Origin of the sequence: Litchfieldia salsa, assembly GCF_900104555.1 — a bacterium.
Classification (GTDB): domain Bacteria; phylum Bacillota; class Bacilli; order Bacillales; family Bacillaceae_L; genus Litchfieldia; species Litchfieldia salsa.
The window spans coordinates 24,359-47,524 of record NZ_FNJU01000014.1; the positions used below are offsets into that span (position 1 = coordinate 24,359).

Sequence of the window (23,166 nt, forward strand, 5' to 3'; positions counted from 1 at the left end):
AGTTAAATTTCAATATGGGTATGAGGTCTATAAAAAAGATAACCGTGATAATATCAACATTTTTATTAGTATTAAGTACTGTTTTCACAATGTACCCACAAACTGTGGTACAAGCTGCTAATACGATTTCAAACCCTGGTTTTGAAACAGGTGATTTAAGCGGCTGGACAGTGAGTGGAACTGCTTTTAGTGAAGGGGATGTTAGTTCTGAAACTGATTATTGGAATAAACAAACCTTTAACCAACGAAATTTTTGGCATATTTGGGGCGGTCGAGGGGATAACGGAAAAGTAGGTGTCATGCAATCAGAAACATTTACCCTCGGTGGTGACGGACAGATTGACTTCCTTACAGGAGGAGACAATGACATTAATAACTTGTACGTTGCGTTGGTAAGAGATTCAGATGGATCTGAATTAATGAAAGCAACGGGAACTGGTACTGACAAATATACCAAAGTAAATTGGGATGCATCAGAACATATCGGTACTGTAGTCAGAATTAAAATTGTAGACACTACTACTACTGGACATATTAATTTGGATGATGTTAATGTTCCACCAATGCCATCGTTACATGAGCATGTTGAACCATCCATTTTTAATCATGATTTTGAGTACACAGCATTAATTCCGTATCAAATCATAGGTTGGGAGATTGTTAGTGGAGATGCGTTTAGTCCGAATAGTCTAGTTCATGAAAACAACTTTAGTCAAGGAGATAAATTCCATCATGTTGGAAATTATCATTTGTGGAACTTTAAAGACGGCGGAGATTCACAGGTAGGTGAATTGCAATCAGAAATATTTACCCTTCAAGGAAATGGTGGTATTGATTTCCTCATTGGGGGAGGAGAAGATATTGATCACTTATATGTAAGTCTTGTAAGAGCTTCAGATGGAGTAGAGTTATTTAAAGAAACAGGGCGTAATACAGAGAAATATCAAAGAGCCTTCTGGGATGCGTCTGCACATATTGGTGAACAGGTATATATTAAAATTGTAGACAATGCAACAGGTGGTTGGGGGCATATTAATGTTGATGACTTTATAGTCTATAATTCAGTTTATGCAGGAGGATTAATAGGACACTGGAATTTAGATGAAGGAACAGGAACATCTACAATAGATCAAATAACAGGTGATTCAGATCCAGTATACTACCATTTAACTGAAGGAATCTATCAATCTGCTCAAGATCCTCTTTGGAAGAGTGATGGAGTTTCGAATAGTGCATTGTTATTTGATGGATATTCTACATGGATTACACGTACATCAAATGAAATACCAGCACCAACGGATGCTATTACGGTAGAAGCATGGGTGGCTCCTCGTAATTTTGAACATGGTGATGAGGGAAGATTGTCTGCGATTGTGAATCAGCATGATAGAGAAGAAAAAGAAGGTTTTATTTTTGGGAATTACCGCCATGGGACATGGGGTTTGAACTTTGGGACTGGAAAAGAATGGCGAGAAGTAATGTCAGATACTTTACTTCCTTTGAATGAATGGACATATGTTGTGGCTACTTATGATAGCGCTTCGGGGGAAGCTGTTTTATATCAAAACGGAAAAAAAGTAGCTTCAAGTAACTTTCCTGCTGGAGAAAAAATCAAGCCAAGTGTAAAAGATTTATTAATAGGTAAGAACAATGATGGTATGTGGCTATATGGATTTAATATGAATATGTTTAGTGGGCTATTAGATGAAGTAAAAGTGTATAATCAAGCACTAAGTCCAACTGACGTTAAAAATTCTTATGATTCGTATTTAAATGCGTTAGGTGGAAACTTACCTACAGCTGATGTAAAGATAGATAGAAGTATTTTAGCTGATGATGTAAATCGTCCTCAATTCCACATGTCACCACCGACTAGTTGGGGAAATGAACCTGGTGGCCCAATTTATTTTAATGGTCAATATCATGTGTTTTATCAGAGTAATCCTAGAGGACCTTTCTGGAATCACATCCGTTGGGGTCATTTAGTAAGTGATGATATGGTGCATTGGCGTGATGTTGATGATGCTATTATTCCTGGGAGATATGATGTCGATCCTGAAGGAGCCTGGGCTGGAGGTGCTGTAATAGATGATGCAGGAGTTCCAGTAATCTTTTATACGGCAGGAGATGATAGAGATTTTCCAAATCAGAGAATCAATATTGCTAGAAGTACGTATCTAGAGGATGGAGACAATGATTTAAATCATTGGGAAAAAAATTCGGAAGTAATATTAGACCAAAAAGAGGGTGAAGGGATTATGGGAGAGTTCCGAGATCCGTTTGTCTTTAAGGATGGTAATACATGGTTTATGCTTGTTACTTCTGGAAAACAGGATGCAAATGGAGACTCAATAGGTGGAACTGCGCTAGTGTATTCTACACAGGATGCTAGTTTTGAAAACTGGACGTTTGAAGGTGATCTATTTGTGGGAGATTATAATCAATTTCCTACAACAGGTAGAGTTTGGGAGTTACCTATTTTACTTCCATTAGGAGATAGTGGAAAACATATTTTCTTAATCAACCCAGCAAAAACTTCAAGAGATGAATATCAATCAAGGTATACGTATTATTGGATTGGTAAGTGGGATCCTGCAACGGCTTCCTTTACTCCTGATGATGCAACACCTACGCTATTAGATGTTGGTGATTACTTTACTGGGCCTGCTGGAATGGTAACACCAGACGGTAGAACAGTCATTCATAGTATTACACAAGGAAGACGCCCAGCTAACGATGACTATAATGCTGGTTATGCCCACAATTACGGATTACCAGTAGAGGTATATTACAGAGCAGACGGAAGGCTTGGAATCGAACCAATTCAAGAACTTGATCAATTACGTGGACAGCAGTTAGTAAATATTACACAAGATACTTCTTTTGCAGATGTTAACCAAATTCTATCATCAGTTAATGGTGATATGTTAGAAATTGAATTAGTATTAGACAATGGCTCAGCTAATGAAACAGGAATTAGTGTAAGACGTTCACCAAATGGTGAAGAAGAAACGATTTTGTATTATAAAGAAAGTAGCAAAGAATTATGGGTAAATCGAACAAAATCAACATTAGATCCTGATGTGGAAAAATGGTACCAAGGTGGAACTGTAGATATTGGGTCAGAAGATATAAAGTTAAATGTGTATGTTGACCGATCTGAAATTAATGCCTATTTAAATGAATTGAAAAGTTTAACAACTAGAGCGTATCCTACACGTAATGATTCAACTGGAATACAGCTTTGGGCTAATGATAATAGTCAAACAGTTACAGTTAAATCACTAAAAGTGTGGGAAATGAATTCAGCTTATACACAAGTTAATGCAACGGGAGTTTCATTAACTCCAGGAACAATGGAATTAATTGAGGGAGATACAGAACGTCTGACACCAACTGTTTCTCCATCGAATGCAACAAATAAAGAAGTTATTTGGACATCTAGCAATCCTTCTGTTGCAACAGTTGTTAATGGCAAAGTGACTGCTAAATCGGTAGGAACGGCTACAATAACAGGCACTACAAGAGATGGAGGATTTACTGGTAGTAGTACGGTTACGGTTATCCAAGAACCTGCGCATGATGAGTTAGTGAATCATGACTTTGAAGAACCTAACTTAGATGGTTGACAATACTAAGTGGAGATGCGTTTACTGATTTAGATGTGACATCAGCTCATGATTGGGGCTGGGGTGGTCCATTTAATCATAATGGTAACTACCACTTGTATGGTATAGATAATGGTGACGATTCACAAGTTGGTTCAATCCGTTCTCAAAAGTTTATTCTTGGCGGTAACGGTCAGATTGACTTCTTAGTTTCTGGTGGAAATGACATTTATAATCTATATGTCGCATTAGTAAGAGATTCAGATGGTAAAGAGTTAATGAAGGTAAGTGGCGGAGACAAAGAAGGCTATACCCGTGTTTACTGGGATGCATCTGAATATATTGGTGAAAAAGTCTATATAAAAGTAATTGACAAAGATAACGGTGGCTGGGGTCATATTAGTATAGATGATGTGAATGCACCTGTACAACCACCAACGAAAGTAACAATCTCGAATCCAGGATTTGAAAATGGGGACCTAACAGGATGGACAATTGCAAATGGAACTGCATTTAGCAACTTAGATGTTACTACTGATACGAATTGGGGCTGGGGTGGAGACTTTAATCATCAAGGCACATATCATCTATGGAATTTTAAGGATGGTGGAGATAGTCAAGTTGGTGAAATTCACTCTGAAAACTTTACACATTATGGTAGTGGCTGGATTGACTTTTTAATTAGTGGTGGAAACAATTTAGATAATATATATGTTTCACTAGTTAGAGGATCTGACGGAGCAGAGCTATTTAAGGCAACAGGATCGGAAAACGAAGAATATACAAGAGTATATTGGGATGCTTCCTCTTATGTTGGTGAAGAAGTGTATTTAAAAGTAGTAGACAATAATACTGGAAGCTGGGGACATATTAATGTAGATGATTTTAATGTCTATAATACAGAGACCGACATTCAAACAAGTGACCGTTATCAACAATATCGTTCACAATACCATTTTACACCTGAAATAAATTGGATGAATGATCCAAATGGATTAGTGTACTTTGATGGAGAATATCACCTTTTCTATCAGCACAATCCAACCGGTACAACTTGGGGACCGATGAATTGGGGTCATGCTGTCAGTAATGATTTAGTGAATTGGGAGCGACTACCAATTGCAATTGAGGATGATGAGAACGGATTTATCTGGTCAGGAAGTGTGGTTATTGACAAGAATAATACTGCTGGCTTTGGAACAAATGCAATGGTAGCCATGTTTACTCATGAAAAAGGTGGAAACCAAATACAAAGTCTTGCTTATAGTAATGATAAAGGACGAACTTGGACGAAGTATGCGGGAAATCCAGTTATTTCCAATGCAGGTAATTTACCGGTATTTAGAGTCCGAAGGTATTATGGCATGCAGAAACCAATAAATGGGTGATGGTAATCACAGTAGAAAATAGCGTTCAAGAAAAATTTGTAAGAATTTATACTTCAACTGATCTGAAAAAATGGTCGTTCGCGAGTGATTTTGGAAAAGGAGAAGGAAATCACGATGGAGTATGGGAAGTACCTGATCTGTTCGAGTTACCTATTGATGGAGACGTAAATAATACGAAGTGGGTCATGCAGGTGAGCTTAAGTAATGGATCAACGGCAGGAGGTTCTGGAGTACAGTACTTTATCGGTAGTTTTGATGGTACAACTTTCACGAATGATAACCCAGCTAGTACTATTCTTTACGCTGATTACGGAGCAGATTACTACGCACCAATAACATTTGATAACATCCCGTCTACTGATGGTCGTAGGATTGCTATGGGGTGGATGAACAATTGGAGTTATGGGCAAAGTATTCCAACTTCAATATGGAAAAGTAAGATGTCAATCCCAAGAGAATTGACATTAAAAAATGTTGAAGGAGAAGGAGTACGCTTAGTTCAAAATCCTGTAAGTGAGTTCGAAAGCTTACGTAATACTGCCGATAGCTGGACAAACGAAACAGTATCTCCAGGAAATAGTTTACTTTCTAATGTTACTGGCGATACACTGGAAATCGTTGCAGAGTTCAAAACTGATACAGCAACTGCAAAAGAATTTGGATTTAAGGTGCGTACCGGTAGTGGTGATAAAACTACTATTGGTTATGATATGGTTAATTCAAAGATATTTGTGGATCGTACTGATTCAGGACAATCTAACTTTAATTCTACTTTTGCAGCAAGACATGAAGCGAATATGTCTCCAGAAAACAATACGGTCACACTTCGTATTTTAGTTGATCGTTCTAGTGTAGAGGTATTTGGAAATAACGGAAAAGTGGTCATTACAGATCAAATCTTCCCACTCTTACAAAGTAATGGGCTTGAAATATATTCTGTTGATGGAGATGTAACTGTAAATAAATTAGATATTCATCAATTAAATAGTGCAACAATAACAAGTAATTAGAATATTAGATTTTGATTAAGAAGTGGTGTCAAGTTGAATGGATTTGAACGCATAAGCGATGATACTCTATTGGAAATTTGGGAAATTACCAAAGCATTAAAGACATAGACAAAGAATTTGTGAAGTTATTAAGAGTAGTAATTGAAACACGTAATCTATCTATTAAACAAAATTTAATAAATTAAACTAAAACAAATATTTTATATCAAAATAACTTCTTCACGAAACATTAGGAAGAAGTTATTTTTATTTAACTTTATAGCAGAATTAACTTTAGAAGTTAGCTACCACGGTTCTGCACAGTCTTTTATCACTATATTTTTGTCTATGATGTATGGAGAAGGGTATAAAAGAGCGTTTAATAATGATACGAATAAAATTTTTCTCGAAATTATTAGAACAGATTTTGGTGATGATGCTTTTATAAGTGTTTTGGATGCAGTACAGGAACATATAGACTATTAGTCTACTTTAGGGAAAGGTAATTTATCCGGAGTTTAAAGAATTGTAGATCAGTTGAAGGATTAGTTTTTTCAACAACAGTTTTACGCTCAACCATTTTGATAGTGACAGGTTTAATTATGTAAAAGTGATATTAGATGGTTCTAAGATTTATGTACATACTCATTTTGAAGAGTAAAAAAAGAATATGATTTAAGTTCATTATCTAAAAGGAATGTAAAAACATTATGTCCTTACGCAATTGAATAAAGAAAGGTAAAATCTTGTTAAATATATTACACACTCTAGCCTTACAGTGGCATGATTTAATTTTCTTTTGCTGTACAAGGATACCAATCAATATAAAATAAATTTCTATAACCGAGTACAATATTACAGAAGACCATAAGCCTACGGTAAAAATAAGGAGGAATAGTCTGTTTCATTTCCAATCCCTGAATTCTATATTTAGCAATCCGTTAACATCAAGTTGTAAATTACTCGACAACTGCTGGTGAAAAACGGAGGATAGGATGCGTTTTTTGTGGCCTGTAATCATGATAGTAAATGCTAACATTTTGCTAACGCAATCCAGTGAAAAATCGTAAATTCACGTTAAGATGTTACATACAAAATTTAACAAAACCTTAATTTTTAGCATTCTAAGCACACCATGTTAAAGATATTACACACTCTCGCCTTAGGGGCGGCATGATGTAAGGCTTTTAAGCCAAGTATCTGAAAAATAGTTAAAGCTATTTTTCGCCCATTCCTGAGAACTAGTTACGTATGATTTATTTCCAAAGTATAGACTACTTCCTAATTTTTAGGAGGTAGTCTTTTTGTTGTTGAAATTTGCATTTCAAGATTTCTTAGACGATAGGCGTTTTAAAAACACGACTGAGGACAATATAAGAAATTATCAAACGATTATCCTTCTCTTTTTCCACCTTCCTTTCTTAATACGTAGCGCTTCTTTTCAACTGTTGTGTTCCCTTGGCTACAAGTCCATTCGTCGGAATCTTTGTTATAGGAAAACTGAATTTCATCAATTCTATACACTAAGGCACTAATCGGAAGGGGATACGGTGTATTAAGTGTGTCGATACAATCCAAACTGGCTGCAATAATATAAAGAGGATAGCAGCATTAGTATCCTAGTAAAGAAAGGATATCAACAATAGGATCCTCTCTTTTAGTAGACTTTTTGAAATAAATAAGATATTTCTCTAATTCGGAATGAGATTTTCAAGAATCTCATAAAAAGGGCATGAAAAAAGCAGGGTTTTTCACTGGTCTCGAACCGGCTCTTTGTTTCCCAATTTACCCCATTCAACTATTCCATTTTCTGTGTTATAGTTCAATATTGAACTATAACAATCAGATGAACGATTTTATAATTATTTCCTAAACTAAACAAAATAAAATGAAATTTAAATGAGGTTAAATATATGAGTGTATTAACGGTTACAGACCTAAACCACGGATTTGGCGATCGTACAATCTTTGATAATGTTTCCTTCCGCTTGTTAAAAGGTGAACATATAGCTTTAATTGGGGCAAACGGCGAAGGTAAATCTACGTTTATGAATATCATTACAGGGCAACTTCAGCCTGACGAGGGAAAAATAGAGTGGTCAAAGCATCAACGAGTCGGTTATCTTGATCAACATACGGTTTTACAAAAGGGAATATCAATCCGTGACGTATTAAAAACCGCTTTTCAATATCTCTTTGACGTTGAAACGAATATTAATACCATTTATGAAAAGATCTCAAACGTTACACCTGAAGAAATGGAAAAGTTGTTAGAGGAAGTTGGTACATTACAAGACATATTAACAAATAATGATTTCTATATTATTGATTCTAAGGTAGAAGAAGTGGCACGTGGTCTTGGACTTGATGGTATAGGATTAGAAAAAGATGTTCATGATTTAAGCGGTGGGCAACGAACGAAGGTTTTATTAGCCAAGCTTTTACTTGAGAAACCAGATATTCTTCTTTTAGATGAACCCACAAACTATTTAGACGAACAACACATTGAGTGGTTAAGACGATACCTGCAAGAATACGATAATGCTTTTTTATTAATTTCTCATGATATTCCATTTCTTAATAGCGTTGCAAATGTGATCTACCATTTAGAAAATCAGAAATTAAATCGCTATGTGGGTGATTACAACCATTTCCTTATTGCCTATGAAGCTAAAAAAATACAAGTTGAAGCTGCCTTTAAGAGACAACAATCAGAAATTGCTAGTTTAAAAGATTTTGTAGCCCGTAATAAGGCAAGGGCATCTACCAGCAGCCTTGCTATGTCGAGACAGAAAAAACTCGATAAAATGGATATTATTGAAATAGCACAGGAACGACCAAAACCTGATTTCAACTTTAAAGAAGCAAGAACCTCAGGTAAATTAATTGTTGAGACGAAAGAATTGGTCATTGGGTACGATGAGCCACTATCAAAGCCGTTAAATCTTTATATAGAGCGTGGACAAAAAGTGGCATTAGTTGGAGCGAATGGGATTGGTAAGACTACACTCCTTCGAAGCATCCTCGGAGAAATAAGATCTCTTTCTGGTTCAATTGAACGCGGTGAACATCAGAATATTGGGTATTTTGAACAAGAAGTTAAAACGGAAAATCAAAACACGTGCATAGAAGAAATATCGAATACGTTTCCTCAGTTAAGCCAAGGACAGGTACGCGCTGCTCTTGCGAGATGTGGGTTAACTAGAAAACATATTGAAAGTAAAATATCCGTATTAAGTGGTGGAGAGCAAGCGAAAGTCCGGTTATGTAAGCTCCTTAACGAAGAAAGCAATATCCTTGTTTTTGATGAGCCAACCAACCATTTGGATAAAGATGCAAAAGCTGAGCTAAAACGAGCTTTGAAATCGTATAAGGGAAGCATGGTCCTTATCTCTCATGAACCTGATTTTTACCAAGACGTGGTAACAGATATTTGGGACGTAGAATCATGGACAACGAAAGCCATCTAAACTTGAACGATCCGAGTAGGAGTCGCCATTTCTGACTATCCATATGAATAGTAAAAAAGGAGAGCCGATCATGATTACTCTCCTTTTTTTCTTATATTTTTATAAATCTTCTCATCAAGAGTATAAGTGTATTATTTTCTCAACAACTTCTGAAACTCCTCTTACTTATTTAAATGACATAAATCAAATATTATTAAATTATAATTTAAATAGTACACTATTATATCATTGTGTTTGCGATCACCACCCAAGCCATGTGGAGTGTGTGAACAATCCAAATCTCTTCAATACAAGTGTTGCAGTTGGATTGATTAACTTCCTGCTCGAAGTAGCCAATGTGTTGTACTTACTGCGTTCAACTTTACCTGAAAAAGGATCAATTAAGCCAAGAATGCTTTTTAAAATAGTAGTAAAAGTAAATCCTCGTTTGATATAGATCACTAGCTATAATTGTTTTGTTAGGTTTGCGGTTTGGTATGGCAAATGTATGTGAAATGACAATAGATTCTTTGGTTAGCTGCTCATGAAATTGTTTTTCTAAACGAGTCATGGCATCAGGATACAAGTAACAAACGATTAAGTAATAATTTGACAAATCGATTTCATAAAAATTTTTTCGTGAAACAATCAGATTGTTTTGAGAGAATAAAAATTTTTTAATGACCATAAATGTGTATGGTATGAGTGAATTTTCAAAAGCTGTAATCGTTGCATTAGGATATTTATTTGTAAGTTGAAAAGCTAATGTTCCCCATCCTGCACCAAGCTCGGCAATTTGAGTTACAGAATGAGAAGGGAGATTAACAACCAAAACCTTCTTAACTTTTGGAGACGTCGGCATAGGTGAAATCCCATTTTTTATGGTCGAATATACAATGGAAAGAAATGCAAAAAACACTATAGAAAAAACAATGATAGAAAGTATAAACATGATAACCCCTAGTTTTTCTCTCATTGTACCAAATGGTCATGGAAAAGTATAACAATCAAAAATCCCCCAAAATTTTAGCATTATATAGTGTCGAAGAGGACTATCCAAAGTTTATGAAAATTGCCTGGTCCTAACCAATATCTATAAAAGAAACATTAACCTATTTAAAAACTCAGTAGGGTTACTTTTTTTTTGATTGTGTAAAACCAACTAACATCCCATGTGTTGTCAAATGCGCTCTGGACAAGTTGAGTATGAAAACAACATTTCAAATTATATCTGTTTGAAGTTGCTAACATTTTAATCCAGTGAAAAACAATAAGACCATGTTAAAGATGTTACAGACAGAAATTAACAATACTTGATATATCGCACTTTTAGCATACAGAGTTAAGGGAATTACACACTCTCTCTCGAGGGGCTAGCAGTGCGCCTTTGCCACGTAAGAGGGTGTGAAGAGCCCGGAGTTTTTAGGAGTTAAGGATAGACATGCCCCAAACCCTTGATATATAAGGAGATTTGATTGATAATAGAGGCTTCTCATAAGTTGACTAAACTTGTGGGAAGCCTCTTTTGTATTTCTGTGGGGATCCTAATTTCAAAACTTTTTTTCCAACAATTTCCCAGACATCACTGTGACTTAGCTTCGCTAAAAGATTGTATATCAAGTGACAGTCGCATCTGTAAACGATAAAATAAATGTACTGTGACAGAAAGGAATAGAAGTTATATGTCAAATCAGACTAAAACTGTAATATCAGCTGCTGTAAACAGTCAGAGGTTTAACCACTTTATAACAGCACTTATTATTTTCAATTCAATCTTAATCGGATTAGAAACTTATCCATCAATTTACCTTCCGAATAAGAATGTTTTCTTTATTCTCGATCTTATTATTTTATTTATTTTTACGATCGAGATTATCTTGAAAATTTTTGTTGATGGAAAGCATTTTTTTAAAAATGGATGGAATATTTTTGACTTCTCTATAATTGCTGGAAGTATCATATTATATAACACACCATTTGTTGGTGTATTACGTATTTTCCGAGTTCTAAGAGCATTACGGACAATCACATCAGTCCCTTCTTTAAGAAGGATTGTAAGTGCTTTGTTCATGGCGATTCCAACAATTGGAAGTGTTATTTTGTTAATGTTCATTATTTTTTATGTTTATGCTGTCATTGGTACTGCTTTCTTTTCGGAAATTGAACCTGAATATTTCGGGAGTTTGGAGCTTACTTTTATAACTTTGTTTCAAATCTTCACACTTGAATCATGGGCAAGTGGGGTATTTCGCCCGATTTTCGCTGAAATTCAGTGGTCCTGGCTCTATTTCGTATCTTTTATAATTATTGCAACATTTATTATGATTAATTTAATAGTTGGGGAAATTGTAAATAACGCACAGAAGATTTCAGAAGAAGTTGAAAAAGATACAAGTGAAATAAAAGATGATACGGTTGAAATCAAAGAGTTAAGAAAAGAAGTGAAGGAATTAAAGGACTTGTTAAAACAGCATGTACTAAAAGGTGAATAAATAAATAGTTACTTGCACGTCTATAGTTGACATTTAGCTAACACACCCCTATGAAAAAAATAAGACCCCGTTTAAGATGTTACATACAAAGTTTGGAAAAACCTTGATAAATTGCACTTTCCACACGCGAAATGAAAGATATTAAACACTCTCACCATAGGGGTGGCAGATGAATTAACACTTTAAAAACTAAATATATCAACGTCTATAGTGATAATATGCATTTTTGACTTCGGCATTTTCTAGTTGCTATAAACAAGGAAAACCAAGCAAGAATAGTTAACTATAAGAGAAGGTCTTTCATCAGTTTCCTGAACTGTTGGAAGGCCTTTTCTTCCATATTTAAGGTCATATGTGTATAAATATAGGCATCGGGCCTAGCTTTTAAATTTACTGGATCTGAGCTAAAATGATTTAATAAATAAACAGTTTGACTTATTTTTGGTATAGTATAGATAAAGCTTGTTTAATAATGCAACAGAAGGTGATGTTAAGTGAGGGCATTAGCGATTGCCCCCTATGAGGGGTTAAAGGAATTAATTATAGAATTAGGACGTAGTCAAGATTTCGAGATACAAGTGGAGGTTGGTGATTTAGAAAAAGGAGTTGAACTCGCCAGTCGCGCAGCAGATCAGGGGTTCGATATTATTATTAGCCGTGGAGGAACTGCAGAACTCATCCAAAAGAAAATATCCATTCCTGTTATTGAAATTGAAGTTTCCGGATATGATATGCTCCGAGTGTTAACCCTTGTAAGAGATTATCCTGGTAAGGCCGCTATTGTTGGTTTTCCACCAATATCAGAAGGAGCAGCAACCGTTTGTCAATTACTTGAAATTGATATTTCCACCTATGTTATTTCAAAGGAGGAGGAAGTAAAACCTACTTTAAAACAGTTGCTTGAAGCGGGATATGAATTCATTATTGGTGATGTAATTACAGTGAAGGAAGCGGAAAACCTTGGATTAAATGGAGTATTAGTTACTTCTGGAAAAGAAAGCATCCTAAAGGCTTTTCAAAATGCTAAGAAAATACACAATTATTTTTCCAGGCTTAGAAGAAAGTTATCGATTGCACAACAAATTCTTCAAGAAGAAGAAGAAGGTTTTGTAGTGTTTGATACAAGATTCAATATTGTCTACTCCAATACATTCTTCACTGAACAATTGAATAAAACCTTTAAGGATTCAATCATAATTGAAGACGTAGTGACAGAAATTATTTCAAAAGGTAAATATACTTCTATAATTGAAAACAACAACATCTTTTGGAAGGTAAAGGGGACTAAATTACAAGGATATGAAATATCACTAGTTTTGTTTCGGTTACAAAGAGTGGAATCCAATCAAAGTAGGCTTTCTGAAGGTGTAAACATTATTGCTTCACTGATGAATTCCAGCCCGATCAAATCCTCTTTTATAAAAAGTGACCAGATGAAAATGGTTTTACAATCAGCCGAAAGATATAGTAAAAAGAAAGAATCAATTTGGATTAGTGGTGAAAAAGGAACAGGGAAGGAAAAATTAGCTCATTATATTCATTTTCACAGTTTTAAAGGCTCCGCTCCCCTAATGACAGTTAATTGTTCACTTTTAACTGTAGAACAGTGGAACTTGTTGTTGGGTGAAGAAGACCTGTTAGCCTCTAACGATAATGGAACTGTTTTTCTCAAAAATATCGATTCCATTTCTTTATCCAATCAGAAAGAACTGATGTCCTATCTTATGAAGAATAAACCAAAGTCCCGCATAATTGTATCATCAAGTGAGAATATTTTAACGTTGATTGAAAGCGGTACCTTTTTATATGATTTGTATTATCTACTGGCCGAATTGCCCTTAAGTCTTCCGCCGTTATCAAAGCGAAAAGAAGATATTGATCATATCTCTCGTATTTTTATTAATGAATCAAATACAAAATATGGAAAACAAATAGCTGGTATTCGGAAAGAAGCCATTGCGGAGTTAGAGGACTATAACTGGCCGGGAAACATCACTCAATTGAAACAAGTTATAAATGAAACTGTCCTTTTAGCAATCGGACCTTTTATTGAAAAAGAAGATATCAAATATATCTTAAATACAAAGGTAAAGGAAACGGAAATGGCTCATATGGATCTTACGGGTACTCTAGAGGAAATCGAACAGAGAATCATCAAGCAAGTTTGGTTGGAAGAAGGTATGAATCAAACTAAAACTGCTGAAAGACTGGGGATTAATCGGACCACTTTATGGAGAAAATTAAAGGAAATATAATTAAAAACACCAAAACTGTTTCAAAATTAAACAGTTTTGGTGTTTTTTAATTTTTAAAAAAGATAATGGTTGTAATAATAAACATATTATTCTATAATTCTATTTGTAAGCGTTGTTATAAGTGTTTAAAAAATAAACAATTAAATTAGAAAGGTGTTATCATATGGAACTAAAAGGAATCATTCCAGCTATGTTGACTCCATTAACAATGGAACAAAAAGTTAACGAATCTGTTACGAGACAATTAACGAACCATTTGCTTGATTCAGGTGTACATGGACTTTTCATTCTTGGAACAAATGGCGAATTTCACCTATTGAATAACGAGGAAAAAATAAAGGTTGCAAGGATTGTCATCGAGGAAACTAATGGAAGAGTACCTGTCATCGTTGGTACTGGAGGAAATAGTACAGAAGAAACAATTGATCTATCACAAAAAATGGAACAGCTGGGTGCGGATGCTTTATCCTTGATTACTCCTTTCTTTATATCACCAACACAGGAGGAAATGGCAGTTCATTTCGAAAGAGTAGCTGAAAGTACTTCTCTTCCAGTCCTTTTATACAATATCCCCGCTAGAACAGGGGTTAATCTTGAACCTGAAACTGTTGCACGACTGGCTAAAGTATCAAATATTGTAGGAATTAAAGATAGTAGCGGCAGCTTTGCTAACATCGAGAATTACATATATGCAACAAAGGATGAGGACTTCTCCGTTTTTGCCGGTACAGATTCTTTAATTCTCCAAACCTTACAGGCAGGTGGAAAAGGGGCGGTTGCTGCAACAGCCAATATGATTCCGGATGTTGTGATTGCAATTTACAACAACTGGTTAGAAGGAAATATTGAAGCAGCAGAGGAAAATCAAGGGAAATTACAGCCACTTCGTGACACCTTTAAATATGGTACCTTGCCTTCTGTATTAAAGAAAGCCGTAGAACTTTATAGTGTTCCAGTAGGGCCACCAAAAATGCCTGTATCTGAGGTATCTGGAGATGCGCTAGTGAAAGTCGCAGAAATGGTGGAATTGTATAAACAACAAAAAGTAACGATTGTTAAATAACGATATTTAATCAACATAAATAAATGGATAAGAAAGGTGGATGGAAATGCAAACAATTTATCAATTTCAAACAGCACAGAATATTGTAGCAGGACCAAACTCACTGCAGTTACTTGGTGAAAAATTGAATTTACTAGGAGTGGAGGTAGCATCAGCACTGGTCATTACACAGCCGCCGATGGTGGACTTGGGCTTTGTCGAACAAATAGTTAGTCAATTGGAGGCAAACGGAATTTCGGTTGATACTAATACGAACATTTTGCCAGAACCAACATTAGAGAATATTGAACAAGTATTTGAAGCAACGGCAGGTCAGAACTATGATGTATTAATTGGTATTGGTGGGGGAAGTGTTCTTGATACGACAAAAATTCTCTCAGTGTTAAAAACAAACGATTCCTCGGTGGAGCAGCTTTTGGGAACGGACCTTGTGGCTAATCCGGGAGTCCCTACGATTTTGATTCCAACCACTTCCGGAACCGGTGCAGAGGTTACTCCCAATGCGATTGTGACCCTGCCTGACCAAGAATTAAAGGTTGGTATTGTAAGTAAGTATTTACTTCCAACTCTTGTGTTTCTTGACCCTGTGCTTACTTTAAAATTACCTAAGCCAATCACGGCTGCAACAGGGATGGATGCTTTTACTCATTCTCTAGAATCCTTTATTTCAACAAAGGCAAATCCAATCAGTGATATGTTTGCCTTAGAGTCGATCCGGTTAATCTCCTCGAGCATTGTGGAAGCATATCAAAATGGAGAATCGATTGAAGCTAGAGAAAAAATGTTGGTAGGGTCTATGTATGGTGGGATGGCATTAACAAGTGCCGGAACAGCAGCCGTACACGCACTGGCATATCCTTTGGGAGGAAAATATAAAATTCCTCATGGTGTAGCAAATTCTATGCTACTTCCACATGTCATGAAATACAATATGGATGCGATAACAGACCGATTGGCTTTAGTGGCTGAACCTATGGGGATCAGCGTTCAAGGTCTTTCCAACAGTCAATTGGCAGAAAAAGTTGTAGGAAAAATCATTGAGTGGACCAATGTATTAGAAATCCCTCAAGATCTTAAAAACTATGGTGTTAAAGAAGAAGAATTGCCGGAAATTTCTGTGTCAGCCTCACAAGTCACCCGTTTATTAAATAATAATCCGAAAAAATTAAGTTTAGCAGATATTGAAGCGATTTATCGCCAGCTGCTATAATGCCTAGATTATGAGAATATCAGTCATTTCGGATGATTTAACGGGGGCAAGTGATTGTGGAGGGCAACTAGTCCGTTTTGGTTTAAATGTGTCCGTTGTAGTACAGGAACATTCTGAAAGAAATTATGACTATGACGCAGTTATTTACAATACAGACAGTCGCTCTGTTACCGGAGCTGAGGCTTACGAAAGAGTGAGAAAGATTTGTGGCACGATAAAATCAGGACCTGTTGACTTGATCTATAAAAAGATTGATTCGACCATGAGAGGGAATATTGGAGAAGAAATCAATGCCATCTTTGATTCCTTTTCCCCGGATTTCGTGATAATTGCCCCTGCCTTTCCGGTAAATGGGCGTAAAGTCATTAATGGGATTCATTATCTGAATTCTGTTAAATTGGAGAATACCGAGGTGGCAAGGGATCCAAAAACACCTGTTAGGGAATCAGAGATTAAAAGACTTATAGAGAATCAATCCAAGCGGAAGGTAGAACATATTACATTCCAAGAAATTCATCAAGGATATGAAACAATCATGGATAAACTGGTTTCCTGTAAGAGCAACCAGATTTCATATATTACGGTTGATTCAGTTCAAGAGTCCGATTTGGAAAAGTTAGTGGAGTTGATTCAGCAAACCGATTTCTCTGTCGTTTGGGTCGGTTCTGCCGGTTTAATGAATTATTTACCGGAGATTTACGGGATTAAACAAGTCCAACAAACCCTTCCTATGCCTACTCATCATGAACCTGTTCTTCTGGTTGTTGGGAGTGTTAGTGCAACAGGGAGGTCCCAGTTGCAGCATCTTTTAAACTTTTCAGATACTGTTGGATTAGAAATGAATTCGGCAAAAATTTTACAGGGTGAAGATCTAAAGGGAATGGAATTATTGCGGCTCCTGTCTGAGGCTAAAGAGGCCTTTTTACAAGGGAAAAATGTAGTTTTATACTCTTCTAATAATATGAATGAAACCCGTGAAATTGGAGATCAACTGGGATATGATGCAGTTAAAATCAGTAATATCATTTCAATGGTATTGGGTGAAATTGCTGCAAAAATGAGTCGTGTTCATGATTTACATTATTTATTTTTAACTGGTGGAGATACCGCTCAACAGGTTTTCCTGCAATTAAATGCGAATGAATTTATTTTACTTGACGAAGTAGAATCAGGAATTCCACTTGGTCGGGTATCCACTGACAAAGAGTTATTTATTGTAACTAAGGCTGGGAATTTTGGCTCAAAGGAAGTCATGTTGAAAGCCGTTTATAAACTTCAGGGGAGGGAATATGATGAAGCCAATTATAGGGATTACCATGGGCGATGCCGCAGGAGTGGGTCCTGAGATCATCGTGAAAGCCTTGGGCCATCCAGCTGTTTACGAAATATGCAGACCAGTTGTGATCGGTGATGCGAAAATGATAGAAAGAGCGATCCGTATCACTCAATCAGCATTAACTGTTGCGGCGGTTGCATCTGTCACTGAAAGCAAATTTGAATTTGGTAAAATAGATTGTATCGATTTGGACTTACTACCTGCTGAGCTTCCTTTTGGGGAATTATCACCACAAGCGGGAGATGCTGCATTTCAATATCTGAAGACGGCTGTTGAACTTGCGAAGAACAGAGAGATTCAATCGGTCTGTACCGCACCATTAAATAAAGAAGCGCTTCACAAGGGTGGACATCTATATCCGGGACATACCGAAATCCTTGCAGAATTAACGGAAACGGTGGATTATTCGATGATGTTATCTTCACCCAAATTAAAGGTCATACATTTGACCACACATGTTGGTCTGATTAAAGCAGTTCATTCTATTACGCCAGAACGGACGTATAAAGTGGTTAAGCTTGCCTACGAAACATTAACTCGTGCGGGCTATACAAATCCAAGAATCGCAGTTTGTGGAATTAATCCACATGCGGGTGAAAATGGCTTGTTTGGAGAAGGGGAAGAGGAAGAAAAACTAGTTCCGGGAATTGAGCAAGCAATTGCTGAAGGGATAGATGTAAGTGGTCCACACCCTGCAGACACCGTATTTTTCCGAGCAGTTCGTGGTGATTTTGATTTAGTTGTTGCCTGTTATCATGATCAAGGACATGTACCAATAAAGGTATTAGGTTTGGAAGAGGGGGTTAATATCACGGTTGGTTTAAATGGTGGTGTTATACGAACCTCTGTAGACCATGGTACTGCATTTGATATTGCCGGAAAAAATATAGCTGATGAAAGAAGTATGCTTGCAGCCATCCAATCTGCTGCAGATTTGACTCCAAAGGAAATTTTTAATTAAGAATTAGGATAACATTATGTAAAAAGAGTTTTAAGGGGGCTTAAAGAAAAATTTTCTCGTATAATGTGAATTGATTTGGAATCGTTCGGGCATTTACGGCGAGGAATCAACTTAAGTTCCCCCATAAAACAAAGAACAGGGGTATCAGATCTAAAATCTCAATATATGCTTTTAGAAAATGTAACCCCTTACTTTGTGGGATAGTAGTACTAAGGGCATATCCCATCGGAACAAATGTAATAGATAGATTAAAGTCGATAATTAGGCTGGAAATTTAATAGGAAAGATAAGGTGATTAGGGTGATTAGTAGTAGTAATAAATTAGTAGTTAACGAGTCAATTCTTAACGGTAAACTATATTATGATGCTTATACAAATATTGATTTTGCTTTAATACCATCTGGTCCTTTCCCAACCGCACATGCACCAACAATTATTAAGTTAGATGATGGGGATCTATTATGTGCATGGTTTGCAGGTTCATTTGAAGGTAGTCCCGATATTTCAATTGTATTATCAAAATTTAATAAAGAATCAGGGGTATGGAATGAGCCGAAAATTATCTCTCAGGATGATGCACGTAGTGAGCAAAACCCATCATTTTTCCGCGCACCAGATAACTCAGTATGGGTAATATATACTTCTCAGGAAGGTCGACGACCAGATAAAGATAATATGCAGTTTACGTCAATTATTAAATATCAGAAAACATACGACAATGGTGAAAGTTGGACTGAACCAGAAGTATTATTTAGCCAGCCTGGTACTTTTGCGCGACAAACTATTCAAGTATTAAGTAATGGTAGATGGATATTTAGCACATGGGTATGTGAAGATTCAGAATTTGGTCTTACAAATGATCCTACAGTATTTCAAGTATCAGATGATGAAGGACTAACTTGGAAAGAAGTGCGTATGCCTGAAAGTAACGGGCGAGTACATGCCAATGTTATAGAATTAGAAGATGGTCATTTAGTAGCATTTATGAGAAGTAGATTTGCAGATTACATTTATAGAAGTGAGTCAACGGATTATGGAGATTCTTGGACAGTGCCTGAGCCAACAACCTTGCCAAATAATAATTCAAGTATAAGTGCAATCAAACTGGATAATGGTGCTATTGCTATTGCATATAATGCAAACTCTGCTAATAATCCTGAAAAAGGTAAGGTAGCATGGCCTGGATTAAGAAATCCAGTGGTGGTTTCAGTGTCTGAAGATGGCGGAAATACTTGGCCAATCGGTCGAATAATTGAACACGCAGAAGGTTTCATTGGAGCGGAGAATAAAACGAATAATTCTCAATTTGAATACCCTACTATTTATCAAGATGCGGAAGGACGTATACATTTAGTATACGCATATAAGAATAGAATTTCTGTAAAATATAACAGCTTTTCAGTTAAGGATATATATGGTGAGAAACGTGAAAATGAAGGGGTTTACAATCCTACATCTGGAGAAATAAGTTAGATATTAATTTATCACATAATTGTTTTTTTGATAGTCAAATTGGGATAAAACCAAGTTAACAAAATTCCAGTTAACTTGGTTGTGTAAAGAGAGGAGAAATAAATATGACAATCGAAATGATTCTTGCCCTTGGTATCTTGACCTTGATGATTGTAATGATCATGTCAGATAAATTCGCTTTCGGTGCACCACCAATTATGGCATGCCTCCTCCTAGTAGTCACCGGTCTATCAACTGTTCCGGAGGCTTTCGCAGGCTTCGTAAACTCAAGCGTTGTCATGGTCGCTGGCTTTATGGTTGTTATGGCGGGACTAATGAAGACTACCTTGATTGGTAGGGTTCAGTCCTCTATGCTTGCTTTGGTAAATAAGGGCGGTTATAAGAGCTATGCTCTATTGCTAGTGGTAGTTATGCTTGGTGCTAGTTTAGTAGGTTCCGGGTCCACTGGTTATTATGTACTGATTCTATCCTTAATATCTACTATCCCTTACAATAAAAAGATGCCTACGTCAAAACTGATGATGCCTTTGGGGTTTGCTACTAATCACCCTTTGATTCCTTTCAATGTCGCACTATTCTATGGTGTTACTGTTAGCGTACTGGAAACGGCAGGTTATACCGGCGGGCTATCTATGTCTAAGTTTGCTGTAGTGAATTTCATCCTTGCTCTAGGTTTCTTGGCATGGAGTTTGATTGCTTATCGCCTTCTACCAGATCATCCAATTACGGAAGCATCTGAATATAATGAGGTGGCGGCTACGATTGAGATTGAGGCTTTGCCTGCATGGAAAGAATACGCTACCATCGCTGTTTTTATTATCAGTGTTGTTGGTATGATGCTCATGAGCGTTTTGGGCAATGCTGCCTTTGTAATCCCTGGCCTTGCAGGTGCCTTCTTGCTAATCATTAACGTACTTGACTTTAAGGAAGTTCGGGATAATATGGGTGCGCCTGTAATCATTATGATGGCTGGTGTTATAGGAGTTGCTGACGCTCTAGCAAACTCTGGATTTACAGTTATGATTGGTGATGTTGTGGCGAATTCATTAGGTACTAATGTAAGCCCATTCATTCTTATCTTCATCTTTGCACTTCTAACTAGTACTTGTGCTACTTTTACTGGTTCTAATATGGGTTCTGTATTCATATTTGCTCCAATCGCTATTGCTACTAGTATGAGTTTAGGACTCAATCCTGTTGCTGCAGCCACTGCAGTTGTAATATCAGGGTGGAACGGAGGATACATGCCAGTCGATGGTATGCCTGCTATGATCTTAGGCATGGGTAAATATAAGCTTCCACAGTTCTGGTTATTCTCAGTACCTATGTACCTATTCCGTATTCTTGCGCTATGTGTAGGAGCTATGCTTCTATTCCCTGTAAACTGATAAAGGAAAAGAAGGAACGTAGGATTAAGTGGGAAGAGTTGCAGTAATGATCATCTAAGAGAATCGTTTTTGATTTTAAACAGGTAAGCTTCACAACCTTTATAAACAGAAAATACTGAAAAATAGAATAATACATGAGAATATAGTAGGAATGGATGTGGCTTTTTACAACCTTACGAGGGGCATGATATAATCATGCCCCTCGCTTTGTATAGAAACAGCGAACAATGAAAAAGCACAACACACGCTCAACATAGGATTCCTCAGTAGAATCATTTTCTCTCCCAACTTTGTTTATAGGTAAGTAGCTGTAAACAAAACATGGTAAAATAAAACTAGTAATAGTAGAGAAAAGGGGACAGGTGAAATGAATCAATACCGTACTGAGACCATGTCAATTGATGAATATTTTCAAATCCGTGAAAACTCTGATGCGTTACTAGAATATATAGATGGATTTGTTTATATGTCACCATCACCATCAACAAAACATCAACGTATATCCAGAAAGCTTGAGAACAAATTTGAGGATTTTATTGAAGGAAACCCATGTGAGTTATTTCATGCGCCATATGACATTGAATTAAAAGATGAAAAAGTGAATGGAACCAAAATTGTCATCCCAGATATCAGCATCATATGTAATAAAGATGGTTTTACAGATGCTAGATATGTTGGTGTTCCAAGCCTAATCGTTGAAATCTTAAGCCCCTCCAATCAGTCATATGATCTCATTACAAAGTTAAATCTCTATATGAATTTTGGTGTCAAAGAGTATTGGATTGTTAACCCAATGTTGAATGCGGTGACGGTATATGCCCTTAATGATGAAAATATGTATGAACAACATGATATGCAAAAAAGCAAAGGTGAAGTTACATCTAGATTGTTTGAAGGTTTTGGAATTGATATAGAGGATATTTTTAAGAGCTAACCTATTTTTAATATATAAAAATGAAGGAGAATTACATGGCCTGGAGCAAATTGAAGCAAAATCTGGAGAGTTTTCTCTGTCCTGCACTATATGGAAGGGTTGAATATCGTGCAACCAGCTACCGTTATTTACCGGATAAAGCAGGAAATTGTTATATTTCAGTTGATAAAAAGAATGTATTCAATATGAGTGATAGAACTACCTTAATCAGATGGTATCAGACAGAGTTAGAAATTAAGAATGATTCAGATATCCAACTCCCTATCAATAATGAGGAAATTGAAGTGGTAAGAAAAGAAACCAAGGGGAAAGTACCGGAGGATCGACTACAAGTTATTGCAAGGAGTAGAAAATTATCACAATATGCAAAGGAGATTGTGACAGCGCAGTCATCATTAAGTAAATCAAATTTTACCGTTGTAGCTACTAAGTTCTTATCCACTCCTATAGAGGAAAGCTTAAAGAGCGATGATATCCTATTAAATATACTAGCTTTGGTGGATAGACGGGTTGGAAAAAAACGAATCTTAAACATGAATGAAGAAATGAAGTTAAAGCATCCAGTTGTGCAGTATTTTTATGAACTACGGCTTAGAACGTTATGATATTCTAATTTTTAA

At 36.3% G+C, this 23,166-nt stretch carries 15 protein-coding genes; 14 read left to right on the forward strand and 1 reads right to left on the reverse strand.

The genetic code is table 11. The features are described 5' to 3' along the window. The first annotated feature begins 14 nt into the window (after positions 1-14). The 4 genes from BLQ56_RS19575 (at position 15) to BLQ56_RS19595 (ending at position 9,455) form a co-directional block, all read left to right on the forward strand. Positions 15-3,629, forward strand: a complete 3,615-nt coding sequence (locus BLQ56_RS19575; RefSeq protein ID WP_090858519.1) for a GH32 C-terminal domain-containing protein — start codon at positions 15-17, stop codon at positions 3,627-3,629. Beyond that, positions 3,626-4,996: a glycoside hydrolase family protein gene (locus tag BLQ56_RS24155; protein ID WP_139163125.1), complete on the forward strand. Its 1,371-nt coding sequence runs from the start codon at positions 3,626-3,628 to the stop codon at positions 4,994-4,996. Before BLQ56_RS19575 ends, BLQ56_RS24155 begins: the two co-directional genes overlap by 4 nt. Continuing rightward, the gene (locus BLQ56_RS24160) at positions 4,996-6,006 is read left to right on the forward strand and encodes a glycoside hydrolase family 32 protein (protein ID WP_090858522.1); all 1,011 of its coding nucleotides are present in this window, start codon (positions 4,996-4,998) and stop codon (positions 6,004-6,006) included. Before BLQ56_RS24155 ends, BLQ56_RS24160 begins: the two co-directional genes overlap by 1 nt. Before the next feature lie 1,892 nt (positions 6,007-7,898). Beyond that, entirely contained in the window at positions 7,899-9,455 is a 1,557-nt protein-coding gene (locus tag BLQ56_RS19595; RefSeq protein WP_090858528.1) for an ABC-F family ATP-binding cassette domain-containing protein, read from the forward strand. Positions 9,456-9,831: 376 nt separating this feature from the next. Here the strand turns inward: BLQ56_RS19595 and BLQ56_RS19600 are convergent, their stop codons facing one another. Then, the gene (locus BLQ56_RS19600; RefSeq protein ID WP_090858531.1) at positions 9,832-10,386 is read right to left on the reverse strand and encodes a class I SAM-dependent methyltransferase; all 555 of its coding nucleotides are present in this window, start codon (positions 10,384-10,386) and stop codon (positions 9,832-9,834) included. A 730-nt stretch (positions 10,387-11,116) separates the two neighbouring features. Between BLQ56_RS19600 and BLQ56_RS19605 the strand changes: the two genes are divergently transcribed. The 10 genes from BLQ56_RS19605 (at position 11,117) to BLQ56_RS19650 (ending at position 23,151) form a co-directional block, all read left to right on the forward strand. Next, complete coding sequence (locus BLQ56_RS19605; RefSeq protein ID WP_090858534.1) at positions 11,117-11,926, forward strand: ion transporter; 810 nt, start codon at positions 11,117-11,119, stop codon at positions 11,924-11,926. 494 nt (positions 11,927-12,420) lie between these two features. Further along, positions 12,421-14,181: a sigma-54-dependent Fis family transcriptional regulator gene (locus BLQ56_RS19610; protein WP_090858539.1), complete on the forward strand. Its 1,761-nt coding sequence runs from the start codon at positions 12,421-12,423 to the stop codon at positions 14,179-14,181. A 163-nt stretch (positions 14,182-14,344) separates the two neighbouring features. Beyond that, on the forward strand, positions 14,345-15,244 hold the full coding sequence (gene dapA, locus BLQ56_RS19615) for a 4-hydroxy-tetrahydrodipicolinate synthase (protein WP_090858543.1): 900 nt from the start codon (positions 14,345-14,347) through the stop codon (positions 15,242-15,244). 46 nt (positions 15,245-15,290) lie between these two features. Beyond that, positions 15,291-16,454, forward strand: coding sequence for an iron-containing alcohol dehydrogenase (locus BLQ56_RS19620; protein ID WP_090858547.1), 1,164 nt, complete (start codon positions 15,291-15,293; stop codon positions 16,452-16,454). 10 nt (positions 16,455-16,464) lie between these two features. Next, positions 16,465-17,799, forward strand: coding sequence for a four-carbon acid sugar kinase family protein (locus BLQ56_RS19625; RefSeq protein ID WP_090858550.1), 1,335 nt, complete (start codon positions 16,465-16,467; stop codon positions 17,797-17,799). Further along, on the forward strand, positions 17,747-18,751 hold the full coding sequence (gene pdxA / locus BLQ56_RS19630; RefSeq protein WP_090858553.1) for a 4-hydroxythreonine-4-phosphate dehydrogenase PdxA: 1,005 nt from the start codon (positions 17,747-17,749) through the stop codon (positions 18,749-18,751). The genes BLQ56_RS19625 and pdxA overlap by 53 nt, the downstream gene beginning before the upstream one ends. Before the next feature lie 300 nt (positions 18,752-19,051). Then, positions 19,052-20,224 (forward strand): sialidase family protein, encoded by a 1,173-nt coding sequence (locus tag BLQ56_RS19635; protein ID WP_090858555.1) that lies wholly within the window; start codon positions 19,052-19,054, stop codon positions 20,222-20,224. Between the two features lie 104 nt (positions 20,225-20,328). After that, on the forward strand, positions 20,329-21,612 hold the full coding sequence (locus tag BLQ56_RS19640; RefSeq protein WP_090858558.1) for an SLC13 family permease: 1,284 nt from the start codon (positions 20,329-20,331) through the stop codon (positions 21,610-21,612). Positions 21,613-21,979: 367 nt separating this feature from the next. Next, entirely contained in the window at positions 21,980-22,546 is a 567-nt protein-coding gene (locus tag BLQ56_RS19645) for a Uma2 family endonuclease (RefSeq protein ID WP_090858561.1), read from the forward strand. 35 nt (positions 22,547-22,581) lie between these two features. Next, a complete protein-coding gene (locus BLQ56_RS19650) occupies positions 22,582-23,151 on the forward strand; it encodes an SF0329 family protein (RefSeq protein ID WP_090858564.1) in 570 nt (189 codons plus the stop codon). Positions 23,152-23,166 lie beyond the last annotated feature (15 nt).

Bases quoted from the DNA above. Each gene is read 5' to 3' on its own strand.
- BLQ56_RS19575 (WP_090858519.1), top strand. From the start codon at position 15: ATGGGTATGAGGTCTATAAAAAAGATAACCGTGATAATATCAACATTT.
- BLQ56_RS19645 (WP_090858561.1), top strand. From the start codon at position 21,980: ATGAATCAATACCGTACTGAGACCATGTCAATTGATGAATATTTTCAA.
- pdxA (WP_090858553.1), top strand. From the start codon at position 17,747: ATGAAGCCAATTATAGGGATTACCATGGGCGATGCCGCAGGAGTGGGT.
- BLQ56_RS19620 (WP_090858547.1), top strand. From the start codon at position 15,291: ATGCAAACAATTTATCAATTTCAAACAGCACAGAATATTGTAGCAGGA.
- BLQ56_RS19625 (WP_090858550.1), top strand. From the start codon at position 16,465: ATGAGAATATCAGTCATTTCGGATGATTTAACGGGGGCAAGTGATTGT.
- BLQ56_RS19605 (WP_090858534.1), top strand. From the start codon at position 11,117: ATGTCAAATCAGACTAAAACTGTAATATCAGCTGCTGTAAACAGTCAG.
- BLQ56_RS19640 (WP_090858558.1), top strand. From the start codon at position 20,329: ATGACAATCGAAATGATTCTTGCCCTTGGTATCTTGACCTTGATGATT.
- BLQ56_RS24160 (WP_090858522.1), top strand. From the start codon at position 4,996: ATGGTAATCACAGTAGAAAATAGCGTTCAAGAAAAATTTGTAAGAATT.
- BLQ56_RS19600 (WP_090858531.1), bottom strand. From the start codon at position 10,386: ATGTTTATACTTTCTATCATTGTTTTTTCTATAGTGTTTTTTGCATTT.
- BLQ56_RS19650 (WP_090858564.1), top strand. From the start codon at position 22,582: ATGGCCTGGAGCAAATTGAAGCAAAATCTGGAGAGTTTTCTCTGTCCT.
- BLQ56_RS19595 (WP_090858528.1), top strand. From the start codon at position 7,899: ATGAGTGTATTAACGGTTACAGACCTAAACCACGGATTTGGCGATCGT.
- dapA (WP_090858543.1), top strand. From the start codon at position 14,345: ATGGAACTAAAAGGAATCATTCCAGCTATGTTGACTCCATTAACAATG.